The 18,413-nt window shown below is 66.7% G+C and carries 16 protein-coding genes; 4 read left to right on the top strand and 12 right to left on the bottom strand.

All coding sequences use genetic code 11. From position 1 onward, the window contains the following. Positions 1–2: 2 nt before the first annotated feature. Both HR9077_RS08075 and metE read right to left on the bottom strand, forming a co-directional pair. A complete protein-coding gene (locus HR9077_RS08075; protein WP_136066503.1) occupies positions 3–770 on the bottom strand; it encodes an MliC family protein in 768 nt (255 codons plus the stop codon). A 210-nt stretch (positions 771–980) separates the two neighbouring features. After that, positions 981–3,269 carry a 5-methyltetrahydropteroyltriglutamate--homocysteine S-methyltransferase gene (gene metE, locus HR9077_RS08070; RefSeq protein WP_136066502.1) on the bottom strand — a complete coding sequence of 763 codons (2,289 nt, stop codon included), beginning with the start codon at positions 3,267–3,269 and terminating at the stop codon, positions 981–983. A gap of 133 nt (positions 3,270–3,402) precedes the next feature. Between metE and HR9077_RS08065 the strand changes: the two genes are divergently transcribed. Next, complete coding sequence (locus tag HR9077_RS08065; protein ID WP_136066501.1) at positions 3,403–4,317, top strand: LysR family transcriptional regulator; 915 nt, start codon at positions 3,403–3,405, stop codon at positions 4,315–4,317. Here HR9077_RS08065 and HR9077_RS08060 read toward each other — a convergent pair whose 3' ends face one another. The 4 genes from HR9077_RS08060 to nanR all read right to left on the bottom strand — a co-directional run bounded on the left by HR9077_RS08060 (position 4,318) and on the right by nanR (position 8,100). Next, the gene (locus tag HR9077_RS08060) at positions 4,318–4,767 is read right to left on the bottom strand and encodes a lipocalin-like domain-containing protein (protein WP_168380916.1); all 450 of its coding nucleotides are present in this window, start codon (positions 4,765–4,767) and stop codon (positions 4,318–4,320) included. Between the two features lie 22 nt (positions 4,768–4,789). Next, positions 4,790–6,418 (bottom strand): ATP-binding protein, encoded by a 1,629-nt coding sequence (locus HR9077_RS08055; RefSeq protein ID WP_136066499.1) that lies wholly within the window; start codon positions 6,416–6,418, stop codon positions 4,790–4,792. 5 nt (positions 6,419–6,423) lie between these two features. Beyond that, positions 6,424–7,140 carry a response regulator gene (locus HR9077_RS08050; RefSeq protein WP_136066498.1) on the bottom strand — a complete coding sequence of 239 codons (717 nt, stop codon included), beginning with the start codon at positions 7,138–7,140 and terminating at the stop codon, positions 6,424–6,426. Between the two features lie 252 nt (positions 7,141–7,392). After that, positions 7,393–8,100 carry a transcriptional regulator NanR gene (nanR, locus tag HR9077_RS08045; RefSeq protein ID WP_136066497.1) on the bottom strand — a complete coding sequence of 236 codons (708 nt, stop codon included), beginning with the start codon at positions 8,098–8,100 and terminating at the stop codon, positions 7,393–7,395. Between the two features lie 182 nt (positions 8,101–8,282). Here nanR and HR9077_RS08040 point away from each other — a divergent pair, with 182 nt between their 5' ends. The 3 genes from HR9077_RS08040 to HR9077_RS08030 are packed head-to-tail and all read left to right on the top strand — an operon-like array spanning position 8,283 to position 11,733. Beyond that, a complete protein-coding gene (locus HR9077_RS08040; RefSeq protein WP_136066496.1) occupies positions 8,283–9,110 on the top strand; it encodes a phosphogluconate dehydrogenase C-terminal domain-containing protein in 828 nt (275 codons plus the stop codon). A gap of 26 nt (positions 9,111–9,136) precedes the next feature. Then, positions 9,137–10,399, top strand: a complete 1,263-nt coding sequence (locus tag HR9077_RS08035) for a ribulose-bisphosphate carboxylase large subunit family protein (protein WP_136066495.1) — start codon at positions 9,137–9,139, stop codon at positions 10,397–10,399. Then, complete coding sequence (locus HR9077_RS08030) at positions 10,396–11,733, top strand: four-carbon acid sugar kinase family protein (protein WP_136066494.1); 1,338 nt, start codon at positions 10,396–10,398, stop codon at positions 11,731–11,733. The genes HR9077_RS08035 and HR9077_RS08030 overlap by 4 nt, the downstream gene beginning before the upstream one ends. Here HR9077_RS08030 and HR9077_RS08025 read toward each other — a convergent pair. The 6 genes from HR9077_RS08025 to HR9077_RS08000 form a co-directional block, all read right to left on the bottom strand. Then, positions 11,730–12,611: an NAD(P)-dependent oxidoreductase gene (locus tag HR9077_RS08025; protein WP_136066493.1), complete on the bottom strand. Its 882-nt coding sequence runs from the start codon at positions 12,609–12,611 to the stop codon at positions 11,730–11,732. The two genes, HR9077_RS08030 and HR9077_RS08025, sit on opposite strands and share 4 nt — an antisense overlap. Next, a complete protein-coding gene (locus HR9077_RS08020; RefSeq protein WP_136066492.1) occupies positions 12,608–13,720 on the bottom strand; it encodes a tartrate dehydrogenase in 1,113 nt (370 codons plus the stop codon). Before HR9077_RS08020 ends, HR9077_RS08025 begins: the two co-directional genes overlap by 4 nt. A gap of 11 nt (positions 13,721–13,731) precedes the next feature. Beyond that, positions 13,732–15,192 carry an aldehyde dehydrogenase family protein gene (locus HR9077_RS08015; RefSeq protein WP_136066491.1) on the bottom strand — a complete coding sequence of 487 codons (1,461 nt, stop codon included), beginning with the start codon at positions 15,190–15,192 and terminating at the stop codon, positions 13,732–13,734. 15 nt (positions 15,193–15,207) lie between these two features. Continuing rightward, positions 15,208–16,482 carry a TRAP transporter large permease gene (locus HR9077_RS08010; protein ID WP_136066490.1) on the bottom strand — a complete coding sequence of 425 codons (1,275 nt, stop codon included), beginning with the start codon at positions 16,480–16,482 and terminating at the stop codon, positions 15,208–15,210. Next, a complete protein-coding gene (locus tag HR9077_RS08005) occupies positions 16,479–17,111 on the bottom strand; it encodes a TRAP transporter small permease (protein ID WP_136066489.1) in 633 nt (210 codons plus the stop codon). The genes HR9077_RS08010 and HR9077_RS08005 overlap by 4 nt, the downstream gene beginning before the upstream one ends. A 63-nt stretch (positions 17,112–17,174) precedes the next feature. Then, positions 17,175–18,179 carry a TRAP transporter substrate-binding protein gene (locus tag HR9077_RS08000; RefSeq protein ID WP_136066488.1) on the bottom strand — a complete coding sequence of 335 codons (1,005 nt, stop codon included), beginning with the start codon at positions 18,177–18,179 and terminating at the stop codon, positions 17,175–17,177. Between the last annotated feature and the right edge of the window lie 234 nt (positions 18,180–18,413).

The following is an 18,413-nucleotide window of genomic DNA, read 5'->3' as shown; positions in this document are numbered from 1 at the left end:
CGCTACGGCCGCTCGATGCCCTGCCCGCAGCCGCGCAAGGTGCGCTCGGGCGTTTCGACGCGCACCCGCACCGGATAGGGCTGGCCGCTCATGGCGTCGAAACAGGCACGCGCCTCGAGATGCACCGTGACCGGCTCGGCGGCATCGCCGCTGCGCAGGGTCACGCTGGCCTGGCGTCCGTTTTCGAGATCGACCAGGCGATAATCCAGGGTGCGGCGCTCGTCGCCATAATCGGTGACCAGCGTCATCCGCGGCGAGTCGCGATCGAGATCCAGCATCCAGCCCGGCTCGTTGCCCAGGGCATGGAAGATCGACTGCGGATGGTCGGCACGCGTCAGCGTCTGGCGACGGATATCCTGCTGGCATTCGAGGCGCCCGTTGTCGCTTTCCACCATCGCCCGCTCGCCCTTGCTCCAGAAGGTCAGGTCGTCCTTGACGTAACGCGTCCCGGAAGCCACCACGGCACGCTCGAGCCGATAGTGGCCCTGCCCCGACCACAGCCGCAGGTGGTCGTCGGGGAATGCCGCGATCAGATCCTGGGCGGGGGTGCAGCGCCAGGCGATGAACGCTTCGGCACCATCGGCAAAGAACGCCGAGGGCAGCAGCGGCGACCGCGGCTCATCCCGCGGCGTGTCCGCTTGCGGTTCGGGCACCTGGGCCGGCGGGCGCTCGGCGAGATCATCGACCGTCGGTGCGGTGGATGGCGAGGTCGATGGGCCAGCACAGCCGGCCAACAGCACGGCGGCACCGAGCAACGAAACGATACGCATGAGGACTCCTTGCATGACCGAGCATGACGATGCTCATTCTTTGTCGTCAGGATACCAATCGGCGCCGGTGATGGCTGCCTTGAATCGTCAGTTGCCGCAACGCGCCCGCGCAGACGCAAGAACCGCCATGGCAGCTACGCCACGGCGGTTCTTCCCCGGAGGGGCGGGCCGCCCCCGGGATGGCGCCTGTCCTAGCCCTCTACCTCGCCCTCAGCCATGGCGCTTGCGCAACGTCCTTGCCGCCTCGACCATGTTGGCCAGGGCCGGCTCGACCTCGGCCCAGCCACGCGTCTTGAGGCCGCAGTCCGGGTTGACCCACAACCGCTCGGCGGGCACCTTCTCGGCGGCCTTGTCCATCAGCTGGACCATCCAGTCGACCTCGGGGATGTTCGGCGAGTGGATGTCGTAGACCCCCGGCCCGATCTCGTTGGGATAAGCGAAGTCCTGGAAGGCGTCGAGCAGTTCCATGTCCGAGCGCGAGGTCTCGATGGTGATCACGTCGGCATCCAGCGCGGCGATGGCATCGATGATGTCGTTGAACTCGGAATAGCACATGTGGGTGTGAATCTGCGTCTCGTCGCGCGCCACGGCCGCCGATAGCTGAAAGCACTCGACCGCCCAGTCGAGGTAGCGCTGCCACTGCGCCTGACGCAGCGGCAAGCCTTCGCGCAACGCCGGCTCGTCGATCTGGATCGCCTGGATGCCGGCCGCCTCGAGATCGGCGACCTCGTCGCGCAGCGCCAGGGCGATCTGCCGGCACGAAGTCTCGCGCGGCTGATCGTCGCGCACGAACGACCACTGCAGGATGGTCACCGGCCCGGTCAGCATGCCCTTCATCGGCCTGGCGGTCAGCGACTGGGCGTACTCGCTCCAGCGCACCGTCATTGCCGCGGGCCGGCTGACGTCGCCGTAGATCACCGGCGGTTTGACGCAGCGCGAGCCGTAGCTCTGCACCCAGCCGTTGTCGGTGAAGGCGAAACCGTCGAGCTGCTCGCCGAAGTACTCGACCATGTCGTTACGCTCCGGCTCGCCGTGCACCAGCATGTCGAGGCCCAGCGCCTCCTGGCGTTCGACGGCGAAGGCGATCTCCTCGCGCATGCGCGCCTCGTAGGCCACCGCATCCAGCTCGCCGCGCTTGAAGGCGCGCCGGGCCGCACGGATCTCGCCGGTCTGCGGGAAAGAGCCGATGGTGGTGGTCGGGAACAGCGGCAGTTCGAGCCGCTCGCGCTGCGCCCGGGCACGCTGCGGATAGCCGCTCGCGCGCCGGGCGTCCGCGGCATTCACCGCCGCCAGCCGCTCGGCGACGGCCGGCTTGTGGATGCGCGTCGACTGGCGGCGCGACTCCAGCGCTTCGCTGGCGGCCTCGAGATAGCGCGAATCGGCCGCATCGCCGCGGCCGTCCAGCAGCCGCGCCAGGGTCGCCACCTCGTCGAGCTTCTGGCGGGCGAAGGCCAGCCAGCGCTTGAGCTCGGGGTCGAGACGCGCCTCGGCGTCAAGGTCCACCGGCACGTGCAGCAGCGAGCAGCTCGGCGCCAGCCACAGCCGTTCGCCGAGGCGCATCCGCGCGGTGGCCAGGCTCTCGCGCAACGCCGCCAGGTCGGCGCGCCAGATGTTGCGACCGTCGATCGCCCCCACCGAGAGAACCTTGTAGGCCGGCAGCCGGTCGAGCACCCGCTCGAGCTGCTCCGGGGCGCGCACGCAATCGATATGCAGGGCATCCACCGGCAGCCCGGCGGCCAGGCTCAGGTTGTCGCCCAGATCACCGAAATAGCTCGCCACCAGGAGCTTGACCGGTGCCGACTGCAGCTTGTTGTAGGCCGTCTCGAAGGCTTGCTGCCAGGCGCGCGGCAGATCCTGGACCAGCGCCGGCTCGTCGAGCTGGACCCACTCCACGCCCTGCCCGGCGAGCCGCGCGAGAATCTCGCCATAGGCGGCGACCAGGCCATCGAGCAGCTCGAGACGGTCGAAGCCCTGCGCCGCTTTCTCCTTGCCCAGCCACAGCCAGGTCAGCGGCCCGGTCAGCGCGACCTTGACCGGATGACCGGCTCCGTGGGCCTCGTCGACTTCGCGAAACAGCTGCTCGCCGGCGACGCGGAAGCGCTGGCCCGGGTGCAGCTCGGGGACCAGGTAGTGGTAGTTGGTATCGAAATACTTGGTCATCTCGCAGGCGGGGGCCGGCTCGCCGGTCGGCGCCCGCCCGCGGGCCATGCGGAAGGTGGTGTCGAGATCGACGATACCGCCGTCATGGCCGAAGCGCGGCGGTACCGCGCCGAGCAGTGCCGAGACGTTGAGTACCTGATCGTAGAAGGCGAAGTCGCCGACCGTGACGAAGTCCAGCCCGGCGTCCCGCTGCGCCTGCCAGTGGCGGGCACGCAGTTCGGCGGCGGTGGCGTGAAGCGCCGCCTGATCGCTCTCGCCCTTCCAGTAGGCCTCGACGGCCTTCTTGAGTTCGCGCCCCGCGCCGATGCGGGGATAGCCCAGGGTATGTGCCAGCGTCATCGTTGAGTCCTCGGTTGCATTAGCCGGTAAGATGGGGCGGCTTGACCGTCGCCGTTGGCCGAGAAGTCTCGCTGGCACCGCCAGGTGAATCAAACTAAATTAACTAATCATCAACGTGAATGGCTTTCATGACATGCTCGAGCTACGCCATCTCCGCACTCTCATCGCCCTGCGCGATGCCGGCTCTCTGGTGGAAGCCGCCGAGCGCGTTCATCTGACCCAGTCGGCGCTGTCGCATCAGATCAAGGATCTCGAAGCGCGCCTGGGCAATCCGCTGTTCCAGCGCAAGACGAAGCCGGTGACCTTCACCCGCGCCGGCGAGCGTCTGCTGACACTGGCCGACCAGATCCTGCCGCAGGTACGCGTGGCCGAGCGCGACCTGGCGCGCCTGGCCGGCGACGAGCAGGGCCGGCTGCACATGGCCATCGAGTGCCACAGTTGCTTCCAGTGGCTGATGCCGACCATCGACCGCTTCCGCAACCACTGGCAGGAAGTGGAGGTCGATATCCCCAGCGGCCACAATTTCGACCCGTTGCCGGCACTGACCCGGGAACAGCTCGATCTGGTGATCACCGCCGACCCGCAACCCCTGGCCGGCGTGCATTATGAACCGCTGTTCCGCTACGAGGGGCTGCTGGCGGTGGCCAAGCAGCACCGGCTGGCCGGGCACGGCTTCGTCACTCCCCAGGAACTCGCCGACGAGACGCTGATCACCTACCCGGTCGAGCACGCCCGGCTGGACGTCTTCAGTCAGTTTCTCGACCCGGCCGGGCTGGCGCCGCGCGAGGTACGCACCGCCGAACTGACGATCATGATGATGCAGCTGGTGGCCAGCGGCCGCGGGGTCTGCGCGCTGCCCAACTGGGCGCTCACCGAATACCTCGAACGCGGTTACGTGCGGGCGCTGCCGCTCGGCGAGCACGGCGTGTGGAGCACGCTGTTCGCGGCGATTCGCGAAGAGAGCCGCGAACTGCCGTGGATGGAGGATTTCCTGCGCACCGCGCGCGAGACCTCGTTCGCGGTGCTGGAGGGTATCAAGCCGGCCTGATCAGCGCCGCCACTCGAGGACCGTCACATACCCGCCCTCGGGCAGCTGCGGACTGGGCTGGTCGGTGGTCAGCGTCAGCCGGTCATCCTGCAGCCGCACCGTGCGGGTCAGCCGCGAGCCCTCCCAGAAGGGCAGGCTGGCCATGTCGATATCGTGGTGGATCCGGTCTTCCTCCAGCGTCCATCGGCCGCCATAGGCGAAACCGCTCTTGAAATGCGCCGCCAGACTGGCCTCGCTGGTCATGTCGAAGGGAGGGCGCTGGCGGGCCACCACCTGCACCGCCATGCGCTCCGGCGCCTCGTCGGCGCCGAGCAGGTAGCACAACTGACCGTCAACGTCGCCCAGCGGCGCCAGCTCACGGCCATCCGGCCAGCGGTAGACGAAACGCAGCAGCCGCCAGTGGCCGGCCAGGTCGTGGGGCGAGGGAGTCGCCGAGTGAGAAACGTCCATGGTGGTCCTCGTGAAGGAACGGTCAGTTGTCGATGCGCGATGGCGATGCGTTGCCCGGCAACAGCAGGCTGAAACGCGCGCCGCCCAGCGCCTGACTGTCGTCGACGACGACGCTGCCACCATGCCATAGCATGATCTTCTGGACGATCGACAGGCCCAGGCCGTACCCCCCCGAGCGCCGGGCGCGGCTGTCGTCGAGTCGGGCGAAGGGCTTGAAGACCTCCATGCGCTCGTGTTCCGGCACGCCGGGGCCGTCGTCCTCGACGTCCAGGCGGACCGCCCGGGCGTCGTGGGACAACTTGATCAGCACCCGCGATTCGGCGTGCCGGCAGGCGTTGGCGACCAGATTCTGCAGCGCGCGCTGCAGGTAACGGGGCTCGGCGACCACCTCGATCTCCTCGCCGGGGGCGATCGCCAGTTCGATGTGCGGATGCAGCGAGTCGAGCGCCTCGACGACCCGCGCGGCCAGGTCGCGGCATTCGACCGTTTCGGCTTCCAGACGCACGCCGCTGGCGTTGTCGCTGCCCAGCTTGGCGTAGGTGAGGATCTCGTCGATCAGCTGGTCGAGCTCCTCGATGTCGCTGTCGATACCCTTGAGCTGGCGGCGCACGCCCTCCTGCTCGGTCATGTCGTCGACCATCTGCACCGCGAAGCGGATCCGCGCCACCGGCGTGCGCAGTTCGTGGGAGACGGCGCGGATCATCTCCTGCTGGGCGCGGATCAACGACTGCACCTGGGCGGCCATGCCGTTGAAGGCCATCCCCAGGCGGCCCATGAAGTCGCTGCTGTCGACCTTGACGCGGGTGTCCAGGTAGCCGCCGGCGATGCGCGTCGCGGCCTTTTCCAGCCGCGCCATGCGCGCCTCGACGCTGCGCACGATCAGGTAGATCGCCCCGGCGAGCAGCATCAGCGCGACCAGCACCAGCCCCAGGGTCAGCACCAGCGGCATGGGGTCGAAGGCGTGCAGCGGCCCGACCCTTATCCAGCGCGTGCCGCCGTGCTCGGTCATCGGCTTGAGCCGCGCGAAGGCCGATACCGTGCCCTGCTCGGCCAGCAGGTGCATCACCACGTCGCCGTCCTCGAGGCGCTCGAGCTGCTGGTCGTCGAGCACCGTGGGGGGCGACCGTGACAGCGAAACCGGCAACGCCTGACGATCGATCAGGCTCTGCAGCGGCGATTCGGGGGAGTACTTGCCTTCGAGCCAGACCCTCAGGCTACCGACCAGACCACGCAGCTGCTGCTCGGAAAGGTGCCTGAGACTTGCTTCGAGCAGCACCGGTTCGTCGGGCAGCCGCCGCCACAAGTGCCAATCACCGTCGCCGTCGCGCGCGACCAGCGGGCGGGACTCCTCGAGCCGCGCCCGCTGAAAGTAGTTGAAATCGGTTTCGTCGACGTCGTGCAGGGTCAGCACCATGTCGAGGCGCTCGCTCTGGTCGACCAGCCAGGACTCGCGTTTTTCGGGCTCGACCTCGGCGGCCAGGGTCGCCAGCAATGCCATGGGCGCCTCGGCCATGGACTCGCGATAATGCTCGCGGCGCACCTGGTCGACGATCAGATAGCCCATCATCGCCAGGCCGAAGGTCAGCACCAGCGCCAGCAGCAATGCCGCATAGACCCGCAGAAAGGTGCTGTCGGCCAGGGCACGACGCATGGCGATCATGCGTCCTTGACGAACAGGTAGCCTTTGCTGCGAACCGTCTTGATGCGGTGCGGATGGTTGGGGTCATCGCCGATCTTGGGACGGATCCGCGAAACGCGCACATCGATGGAGCGATCCTGACCGTCATACTTGATGCCGCGCAATGCCGAGAAGATCTCCTCGCGGGTCAGTACGCGGCCGGCGTTGTCGGCGAGCAGCCACAGCAGGTCGAATTCGGCGCTGGTCAGGTCGATGCGCTCGTCCTCGAGCCAGGCCTCGCGCGTGGCGCTGTCGATCAACAGGTTGCCGAAGGTCAGGCGTACCGCGCCGCTGCCACTCTCCGCCGGGTCGCTACGGCGCATCAAGGCACGCATGCGCGCCAGCAATACCCGCGGTTGCACCGGCTTGGGCACGTAATCGTCGGCGCCCATCTCGAGCCCGAGCACCTGGTCCATGTCGTCGGTGCGGGCGGTCAGCATCAGGATCGGCCCGGCATAGCGGGGGCGCACGCGGCGGCAGATCGACAGGCCGTCCTCGCCCGGAAGCATCAGGTCGAGTATCACGAGATCCGGCGCGAGTTCGACGATCCGCTCGACCCCGTGGGCACCGTCGGCCTCGATCCTCACCTCGAACCCATTGGCCTCGAGGTATTCTCGAGTCAGATTCGCCAAGCGCTCATCGTCCTCGATGATCAGTACCAAGTCCTTGTCTCTGCTGTCCAAGCTGTCATCCATCCTGTTGACTGGAGTGGCGTCAATCGGCCGCCACGGTCGGGAACATTTCTAGAAGCCTAGCGCATGCTACACCCCTGCAACAGGCCGTTACGAGATGCTCACCCCAACCATAGCGGAAAGTAACCGATGCTACCTGATATCATTCGTATCGATGTACTCCCGGCTGCCCGCAGGCAGCGATCCTCCCCGCTCCGCCCGAGTGGGTGGGCACTTACTCCGATATCGCCGCAATGATTCGCCCAAGCGCCCGCTTCACGTCAAGACATAGAGCTTTCCCGCCCGGTCCAGGTGCGCTCTCATTTCATTGATCGCCAAATCGGCATCGTGTCTGCGTACGGCATCGAGGATGCGCGCATGCTCCTCCAGGGTGACGTTCTCGTTGCCCTTCCAGTGCAGCGCCGAGGTGTGGAAGTTGGCAAGCCAGTCGAGCATGGCGTTGCTCACGGCAATGTAAATGGCATTGCCGGTGATCTCGGCAATGGCGACGTGAAAGGACATGTCAGCCTTGATAAACGCGCCGACATCGCCGTTCAGATGAGCGCGCTGCGCCTCGAGTAGCGTTTCCAGCCGCTCGATGTCCGCTTGCGTGGCTTTCTCGGCCGCCCGGGCGACCATACCGAGTTCGAAGAAGGCCCTCGCCTCCTTGAGCTGCTCCAGCGACTGCGGCGAACTCGACAGCATGTGCATGGCCGTCAGTTCGATCTGCGAGAGCACACCCGACGCCGTCGGCATGGTGACCGTGGGCCGCTGGCCATGGTGGATGCTTACCAGACCGGCGCGCTCCAGGGACTGCATCGCCTCGCGTACCGCCGGCCGCCCCACCCCGAACATCTCCATCAACTGGCGTTCCGACGGCAGGCTGTCTCCCGGCCGGTAATCGCCGTTGAGCAGCATCGCATAGAGCCGCTCGAAAACGTCGTCGGATAGCTTGCGGCGGGAGATTTTCAAGGCATCGCTCATGGCATCTCTCTGGATCGATAACGGAAGGCAGCTTATCCAATCGTCGCGCCGACTGCAGCCATGCCGGTATCGACCTGGCTCGCGACCAAAGTCGCGTTTGACAGCCCAACCAACTTGTCATGTCATCATACCAGTTGCAATTCGCTTCTTACCTACCAATCGGCAAAGGCAGGACAACGACAATGACACGCATCGCACTGATCGGCGCCGGCGGCAAGATGGGCTTTCGCCTGTCGCGCAATCTGAAGGACTCGGCATTCTCGGTCGACCACGTCGAGGTCGGCGAGGCGGGCCGCACTCGGCTGAAGCAGGAGCTGGGCATCGATTGTACCGACGCCGAGCGCGCCGTCCCCGAGGCCGACGCAGTGATCCTGGCCGTGCCGGACACGCTGGTCGGCAAGATATCCCACCAGCTCTCGCCGATGATGCAAAGCGGCACCCTGGTCATCACGCTCGATGCGGCCGCCCCCTTCGCCGGTCACCTGCCCGCGCGCGACGATCTGACCTATTTCGTCACCCACCCCTGCCATCCGCCGATCTTCAACGACGAGACGGACCTGGAGGCCAAGAAGGATTACTTCGGCGGCTTCAAGGCCACTCAGCACATCGTCAGCGCGCTCATGCAGGGCCCGGAAGCCGGCTTCGAGCTCGGCGAGCGCATCGCCCGAACCATCTACGCCCCGGTGGGCCGCTCGCATCGGGTCAGCGTCGATGAGATGGCCCTGCTCGAGCCGGGGCTTTCCGAGACGGTCTGCGCCACCCTGCTGGCGGTGATGCGCGAAGCCATGGACGAGGTCGTGGCACGCGGCGTTTCCCAGCAATGCGCCCGCGACTTCCTGCTCGGCCACATGAACATCCTCTCCGCCGTCATCTTCGACGAGCAGCCCGGGGCCTTCTCGGACGCCTGCAACAAGGCCATCGAGAACGGCAAGCCGATGCTGATGCGCGACGACTGGAAGAAGGTCTTCGAGCGCGAGGAGATCGCCGAAAGCATCCGCCGCATTACCTGATCGCAGGATCTGACAAGAGGCGCACCATGAGCGAACGGATCCACGCCACCTACCTCATCGAGACACCCTACCCCGTCGAACGGGCCGCCGAGGTGATGGCCGGCGAACAGTCGTCGGGCACCTTTACCCGACTGGCCAACGAGACCGACGCGTTGCGCGCCGACCATGGCGCCATCGTCGAGCGCATCGAACGACTCGACTGCGTCGAGACGCCGTCGCTGCCGGTGCGCCCGACCAGGGGCAGCGACATGCCGCGCTATCAGCGGGCGCGGGTCACGCTGTCCTGGCCGATCGCCAACCTGGGGCCGTCGCTGCCCAACCTGCTCTCGACGGTGGCCGGCAACCTGTTCGAGCTCAAGGAGTTCTCGGCGCTCAAATTGCTCGACCTGACGCTGCCGGCAAGCTTCGCCGCGGCCTATCCGGGGCCGCAGTACGGCATTGCCGGTACGCGCGAACTCACCGGCATCGCACGACGCCCGCTGATCGGCACCATCATCAAGCCCAGCGTGGGTCTGTCGCCGGCGCAAACGGCGGAGGTCGTGGAGCAGCTCGTCGAGGGCGGCATCGATTTCATCAAGGACGACGAACTGCAGGCCAACGGACCCCACAACCCGCTCGAAGCGCGGGTCGACGCGATCATGCCGATCATCGACGCCCATGCCGAGCGCACCGGGCGCAAGGTGATGTACGCCTTCAACATCACCGACGACCTGGATGCCATGCTGCGTCACCACGACTATGTGGCCGCCGCCGGCGGCACCTGCGCCATGGTCGCGCTCAACAGCGTGGGACTGGCCGGGGTGGCGCACCTGCGCCGGCATTGCCGGCTGGCCCTGCACGGCCACCGCGCCGGCTGGGGCATGTACAGCCGCTCGCCGCACATCGGCATGAGTTTCATCGCCTACCAGAAGCTGTGGCGCCTGGCCGGGGTCGATCATATCCACGTCAACGGCCTGGCCAACAAGTTCAGCGAGGCCGATGACAGCGTCATCGCCAGCGCCCGGTCCTGCCTGACACCGATGTTCGCGCCGCCTGCGCCGGGCTGCGAGGTGATGCCGGTATTCTCTTCCGGCCAGACGGCGCGCCAGGCGGTGGATACCCATCAGGCGCTGGGCAGCACCGACCTGATCTTCTGTGCCGGCGGCGGCATCATGGCCCACCCCGGCGGCATCGCCAGTGGCGTGAAGAGCCTGCGCCAGGCCTGGGATGCCGCCGTGCAGGGCGTGACGCTGGAAGCCCATGCCACCGAGCATCGCGAACTCGCCCAGGCCCTGGAGGCCTTCCGGTGAACACGACCGAGACACTCATCGCCTATTACGGCGATGACCTCACCGGCTCCACCGATGCCCTGGAAGCCCTGAGCAGTCGGGGCGTACCGACGGTGCTGTTCACGGCCATCCCCGACGCTGCGCAACTGGCCCGCTTCGCGGAGTGCCGTGCCATTGGCCTGGCCGGCACCAGCCGCAGCGAGTCGTCGGCCTGGATGCGCGAGCACCTCACGCCGGCGCTGAGCTGGCTGCATGAACGCCGTGCCGGGCTGTGCCACTACAAGACCTGTTCGACCTTCGACAGCGCGCCCGACACCGGCAGCATCGGCTGTGCACTGGAGATCGGGCGCGAGGTGTTCGGCCAGGCCTGCGTGCCCATCGTGGTCGGCGTCCCGCAGATGAAGCGCTATACCGCCTTCGGCCATCTGTTCGCGGCCTATCGGGGCGACGTGTATCGCATCGACCGTCATCCGGTGATGGCACGCCATCCGGTGACGCCGATGCGCGAAGCCGACCTGCGTTGCCACCTCGCCGCTCAGACCAAACTGGATATCGGCCTGGCGGACCTGGCCTCGCTGACCGCCGAGGCTATCGATCAGCGTGTCGATGACTGGCAACGCCAGCATCAGGCGCTGCTCTACGACGTCATCGATGAAGCCACCCAGGCCAGTGTCGGCCGTCAGTTGTGGCGCACGCGCCAGGCCGGTGGCAGCTATGTGGTGGGCTCCTCCGGTGTCGAGTACGCGCTGATTCCCGAATGGCGCAGCCAAGGGCTGATCGGCCCGCCGCCGCGCTTTGCCGACCCCGGCTGCGTGGAGCGGATCGCCGTGGTCTCGGGCAGTTGCTCGGAAACCACCGCCCGGCAGATACGCTGGGCGGCAGACCACGGCTTTCAGACCATCGCCGTGGACGCCGCCCGGCTGGCCGCCCCGGCAAGCGGCCAGGCGGCACGCGACGAGGCGCTGCGGCGCGGCCTGGCGGCCCTGCGCTCCGGCGACAGCGTGATCCTGCATACCGCGCTGGGGCCCGATGCCGCCGATCCGGCGCTGAATACCGAACAGGCCCGACACGGCATCGGCCGACGCCTGGGCGAGATCCTGCGCGAGCTGGTCATTGCCGAAGGCCTGACGCGCGTGGTGGTCGCCGGCGGCGACACCTCGAGCCATGCCCTGCAGCAGTTGGGCATTCATGCCCTGACCGCACGCCTGCCACTGCCGGAGACGCCGGGGTCGCCGCTGTGCACGGCCTACAGCGATGACGCGCGCTTCGACGGCCTGGAGATCGCCTTCAAGGGCGGCCAGATCGGCAGCGACGGCTATTTCGCCACCATCCGCGACGGTGGCGTCCGACGTTAACGCGTTTCCAGGATACGGATCAGCTCCGGCGCCAGGCGGTCGCCATGGCCCTGATCGTTGACCTCTCGGTACAGCGCCTCGATGGCCTCAGCGACGCGATGCGGCGCCTTCACGTCCTCGGCCATGGCGTTGTAGTAGCCGACGTCCTTGAGGGTGTTGGCGAGACTGAAACGGAACCCCGATGGGTCATCGGCGGCAATGAACGGACGCAATCGCTCGAGTACCACGCCGGCGCCCCCGCCATTGCCGAGCACTTCGAGGAACACGTCGTCGGCGATCCCGGCATGGCGTGCCGCCGAGGCGGCCTCGGCGAGCACCGCGGTGAAGCCCAGCGACACGTAGTTGTGCAGTAGCTTGAGCTTGTGGCCCGAGCCCACCGGGCCGCCATGGGTGATGTTCTCGGCAAAGTCCTGCAACAGCGACAGCACGTCGCGGAACAGCTCGTCCGAGGCTCCGACGATCAGGTTCAGGCGACCTTCGGCGGCCTCCCTGGGGGTACGCGTCATGGCGGCATCCAGAAACTGTCCGCCGGCCGCGGCGACCCGCTCGGCGATCGTCAGCGTGGAGCTGGGAATCGCCGTGGAGCAGTCGATGACGATGGTGCCGCTGCCCAGCCCCTCGACGACGCCACCCGGCTCGAACAGCACGCTTTCCACCTGGGGCGTGCCGGTCACGCACAGGATGACCACCTCGGACGCTTCGGCGACCTCGCGGGCGCTGCGCTTGAGTACCGCGCCCTTGCCGAGCAGGTCGTCGACCGGCTGATTGCCGGGATGGTCGAGAAAGCACAGCTCATGATTGTGACGCAGCAGGCTGGTGGCAATGCCGTGGCCCATCAGGCCGATGCCCACCATGCCGACGCGATAGGGTCTGCTCATGCCCGTTGCTCCTCGATGGCTGATTGGGTCTGCTCGCCTGCCGCCAACGCCTCGGCGATGGCTCGGCCGAGCGTCTCGGTCGTGCCGCTACCCTTCAGGTCCGGCGTGATCACGCTCGGGTCGCTGCGTGCCATGACCGCCTCGATGGCAGTGACGATGGCCTTGCCGGCTTCGACCTCGCCCAGGTGCTCGAGCATCATCGCGCCGCACCAGATCTGGCCGATGGGATTGGCGATGCCCTTGCCGGCGATATCCGGCGCACTGCCGTGAACCGGCTCGAACAGGCTGGGGTACTCGCGCGTGGGATTGATGTTGCCTGAGGGGGCAATGCCGATGGTGCCGGTACAGGCCGGGCCCAGGTCGGAAAGAATGTCGCCGAACAGGTTGCTGGCCACCACCACGTCGAACCAGTCGGGATGCAACACGAAGTTGGCGGTGAGGATGTCGATGTGGAACTGATCGACGCTGACGTCCGGATAATTCGCCTTCATCGCCTTGACCCGCTCGTTCCAGTACGGCATCGAGATCGATAGACCGTTGGACTTGGTCGCCGAGGTCAGCTTTTTACGGGAGCGGGTGGCTGCCAGCTCGAAGGCGTACTTGAGTACCCGGTCGACCCCGGTGCGGGTCATGATGGTCTCCTGCAGCACCACCTCGCGGTCGGTGCCCTCGAAGACGCGACCGCCCAGGCGCGAGTATTCGCCCTCGGTGTTCTCGCGCACCACCATGAAGTCGATGTCGCCCGGACCGCGCCCCTTGAGCGGGCTTTCGATGCCCGGCATCAATCGGCACGGGCGCAGGTTGACGTACTGGTCGAAGGCGCGCCGGAACTTGAGCAGCGAGCCCCACGCCGAGACGTGATCGGGCACGGTGTCCGGCCAGCCCACCGCGCCGAAGAAGATGGCATCGAAGCGGGTCAGCGTCTCGTACCAGTCGTCCGGCAGCATGTCGCCATGTGCCATGTAATAGGCGCAACTGGCAAAGTCGAACTGCTCGAATTCCAGCGACAGGTCGAAACGCTTCGCCGCCGCCTCCAGCACACGAAGCCCCTCCGGCACGACCTCGAGGCCGATCCCGTCGCCCGGTAATACCGCAATCTTGTAGGTCATCGTCGTTTTCCTCAGCCGTGCTTGATGGCGACGGTTTTGATTTGCGTATAACTCTTCAGCCCTTCGAAGCCCTTCTCGCGGCCGTGACCCGAACGTCCCACCCCGCCGAACGGCAGCTCGATGCCACCGGCGGCGCCGTAGTTGTTGATGAACACCTGGCCGCTGCGGATGCGCTTGGCCAGGCGCAACTGGCGCCCGCCATCGCGGGTCCAGATACCGGCGCACAACCCGAAGTCGGTGGCATTGGCCAGGCGCACGGCATCGTCCTCGTCCTCGAAGCGCTGCACGGCCAGCACCGGGCCGAACAATTCCTCGCGCACCACATCGTGATTCTCGGGAATATCGACGAGCATCTGCGGCACCACGAAGTGGCCGCCACCAGGCGCACCATCGGCCAGCTGGCCGGCAGCCGCAACGCGGATACCGTCGTCCTTCGCCTCGGCGAGCCGCGTCTCGAGCTTTTCGCGCTGGCGGGCATTGATCAGCGGGCCACAATCCGGATCCTTCTCGCCGGCATCGCAACGCAGCGCCGAGAAGCGCTCGGCGAGACGCGACATCACCGCGTCGTAGCAGCTCGACTCGACCAGCAGGCGACTCCCCGCCGAGCAGGTCTGGCCGGCGTTCTGGATAATGCCGCGCACTACCGCCGCCAGCGCGGTGTCGAGATCGGCATCGGCGAATACCACCTGAGGGGACTTGCCGCCCAGTTCCATGGTCACGGGCACGTGATTGGCCGCGGCCGCCTGGGTGACCAGCGTGCCGGTGACCGGCGAGCCGGTGAATGAGAGATGATCGATCAGCGAGTGAGCCGACAATGCCGCGCCCGCCTCGCTGCCCAGGCCGGGAATCACGTTGAGCACGCCGGGCGGCAGGCCACAGCGCATGGCGATCTGGGCCAGGCGCAGCACGCTCAGGCAGGCATCCTCGGCGGGCTTGAGCACCACCGTATTGCCGGCGGCCAGCGCGGCAGCCACGCAGCGTCCGAAGATCTGCGACGGATAGTTCCAGGGAATGATCTGGGCGCAGACGCCGAATGGCTCGCGCAGCGTCATCACCGCAAAGTCGTTCTCGAAAGGGATCGTCTCGCCATGCAGCTTGTCGGCAGCCCCGGCATAGAAGCGGAAGTAGCGCGCACAGACGGCAATGTCGCCCTTGGCCTGGCTCATCGGCTTGCCGGTATCGGCGCACTCCAGCGCGGCGAGTGACTCAGCATCGGCATCGATAGCCGCCGCGAAGGCAAACAGCCACTCGCCGCGCTGACGGGCCGACCAGCGATGCCACTCGCCCAGCTTGCCGTCGAAGGCGCGCCGCGCGGCCCTGACGGCTTCCTCGACGTGTTCCGCCTCGCTGCGGGCGATCTCGCTGAGAGTCTCGCCGGTGGCCGGTGCCTCCACGCGCAGCGTGTGGGGTGTGGTCGCCCACTCGCCGGCGATCAGTGCCGCACGAGGTGGCATTTCGGGTAACTCATGCATTGTTGTTTTCCTCGCTCAGTAGAGAAGATCGACCAGCCCCAGCGATATCCAGGGCAGATAGGTGATCGCCATCAGGCAGGCCAGCACCACCAGCACGAAGCGCAGCAGCCAGGGGATCAATTGATCGATGGACAGCTTGGCCACCGCACAGGCGGCGAACAGGTTGACGCCCAGCGGCGGCGTGAACATGCCCAGCGCCAGGTTGACGACGACGATCAGGCCGAAGTGCACCGGATCGATGCCGTACTGCACCGCGATGGGGGTGAAGATCGGCGCCAGCACCAGGATCGCGGCGGAGGTCTCGACGAACATCCCGACGATGAGCAGCATCACGTTGACGGCAAGCAGGAACGTGATCGGGCTGTCGAAGACCTGGGTTACCCAGGCCGCCACGTCCGAGGGCAGCCCGGAGCGACTGATCAGGAAGCTGAACAGCGTCGCGGCGGCAATGATCAGCATGATCGTGGTGGTCGAGATCACGCTCTGCTTGAAGATCGGCCACAGGTCGTCGAAGCCCAGTTCGCGGTAGACCAGCCCGCCGACGATCAGCGCATAGACCACCGCCACCGCCGAGGCCTCGGTGGGCGTGAACACCCCGCCGTAGATACCGCCGATGACCACCACCGGCATCAGCATGGCCGCCCAGGCCCGCCGGAACGCCGTGGGAAAGGCCTGGCGCTCCTCGCGGTCGCGCAGGCCGTAACCGCGTACCTTGCAGAACAGGTAGAGGAACAGCAGCAGCGAACCGCCGATCAACAGCCCCGGGCCGATGCCGGCAATGAATAGCCGGCCGATCGAGGTGTCGGTACTGACGCCATACAGGATCAGCGGAATCGACGGCGGGATCAGTACGCCCAGTTCGGCGGACGAGGCCTGGATCGAGGCCGCCAGCGGGCGCGGATAATCGTGGCGCACCATGGCCGGGATCAGGATCGAGCCGATGGCGAACGTCGTGGCCACGCTCGACCCGGACACCGCGGCGAACATCATGCAGGTCAGCACGCAGGTCATCGCCAGCCCGCCCTGCAGGCCACCGACGAGCGACTTGGCGAGATCGACCAGGCGCTGCGAGATGCCGCCGGCAGCCATCAGGTTGCCGGCCAGGATGAAGAACGGGATCGCCATCAGCGGAAAATTGTCGATGCCGACGAACATCTGCTGCGGCACCATCAATAGCGGCAACCGCGAAAAGAATTCGATGCCGATGATCGAGGCCAGCAGGATGGATACGGCGATGGGCACGCCCAGCCCGAACAGGATGATCAGCGAGAGTCCGATGGCCAGGTTCATGAGCGGGTCCTCCCGGTGAGTCCGGTCGGGGCCGATACGGCCGATGTCTTCGCGGTGCTGGGCATGGTGTCATTACGCGCCTGGCCAGTGGGCGCGATCGGCGTGTCATGCTGGTGTTCGGGCAACGCTTCGGCCTCGGCGGGGCCGATCGGTTCGCGCCGGCTTATCTGGGCGGCGATGCGCGCCAGCACGGCCAGCACCGAGAAGGCGGCGCCGATGGGAATCGCCGCGTAGACCCAGGCGATTGAAATTCCCATGCCCGATAGCGTCTGCGCACTGACCCGCATCGCCATCAAGGTTCCGAAGTAGACGAGAATCGTCAGCACGATGAGGCAGCACAGCGCGACCAGCAGCTCGAGCCACACCAGAGCCCGGGCCGGGACCAGCTTGTAGATGACCTCGACGGCCATCATGTAGCCGCCGCGGAAGCAGGCCGCCGCACCGAGAAAGACACACCAGATCATCGCCGAGCGCGACATCACCTCGGACCAGGTCGACGGGGCATCGAACACGAAGCGCGTCAGCACCTGGTAGAAACCCAGCGACACCGAGACGACCAGCATCACGACGGCTGCGATCAGCGCGATACGCGACGTGAAGCGCTCGAGGCGCAGAAAGAGTTCCAGCATGGCAGTCACCTTGCGTCGGCCACCCCCGAGTCGGGGGGTGGCGAGGTTCCTAGAGCGCTGTGCTTAGCTGCCGGCGAGACATTCGCTGTTGCGAATCTTGTCGAGCATCTCGCTGCCGTACTGGTCGGTATACACCGAATAGGAGGGTTCGACGGCTTCCTGGAACTGCGCCTTGTCGACGCTCTCGACCACCGTCATGCCCTTGTCCTTGAGTGCCTCGACCCCCTCGGTCTCGAGGCGCGAGACCTCGGCGCGGGTCGCCTCGGCGCCGGCCCTGGCGGCCTGCGTGAACCAGCCCTTCTGCTCGTCGCTGAGGCCATCCCACAGCACCGGCGAGGCGAGCATGACGGCTGGCGAGTAGACATGGCCTGTCAGCGTCATGTGGTCCTGAACCTCCCACAGGTTGCTGGTCAGGATCACCGACACGGGGTTTTCCTGGCCGTCGACGGTGCCCTGCTGCAGCGCCGTGAACAGCTCGGGGAAGGCCATCGGTGTGGGATGCACGTCCATCTCCTCGAAGGCGGCCATGTGCATCTGGTTTTCCATGGTGCGGATCTTCAGGCCCGCCGCATCCTCGGGTGTCTCCACGTCACGCAGGCTGTTGGTCAGGTGACGGAAACCGTTTTCGGTCCAGGCCAGGCCGACCAGATCGTTTTCGCCGATCTGGTCGAGCAGGTCCTGGCCGATCTCGCCATCCAGCACGCAGCGCGCCTGGTCGTAATCGGCGAACAGGAACGGCAGGTCGAGCACGTAGGTCTCGGGCACGAAGTTGCCGAGCGGCCCGGTGGACGTGATGACGGTGTCGATGGTGCCGATCTGCAGCCCCTCGATCATGGCGCGCTCGCCACCCAGGGCGCCGGAAGGATGCTCCTCGACGGTGAACTCGCCGCCGCTGAGCTCTTCCAGGGTCTTCTTGAAGGCATCGACGCCCACCGAGTAGTGGGAGTTGTCGGATGTGGTATGGCCGACCGTGACGGTCTGGGCCGCCAGGGCACCGAGGCTGGTGGACGCCAGGGTGATGCCGGCGATGGCGGTGGTCAGAGCGGTGCGTGCAAAGCGTGCTGTCATTGTTGTGTCCTCGTTCGCGTTACGCTTCGTGGTATGGCGGCGCTGCCGCCGGATGAGTCATTGTGTTTATTGTGAGTCTGGCCTCAGGACGCCTCCCGCTCGGCGATGAAGGTGCGCACGATCTCGCGGAAGTCGCGGTCGCCGGTGAAGCCGAGTCGATCGGCACGCGGCGTCTCGAAGCGAGCCGGCCAGCTGGCGACGATGGCTTCGATGCGCGGGTCGGGCTCGTGGCTC

Source organism: Modicisalibacter radicis (assembly GCF_900961225.1).
Lineage (GTDB): Bacteria > Pseudomonadota > Gammaproteobacteria > Pseudomonadales > Halomonadaceae > Modicisalibacter.
This window is presented reverse-complemented; position numbering and strand designations above follow the sequence as displayed.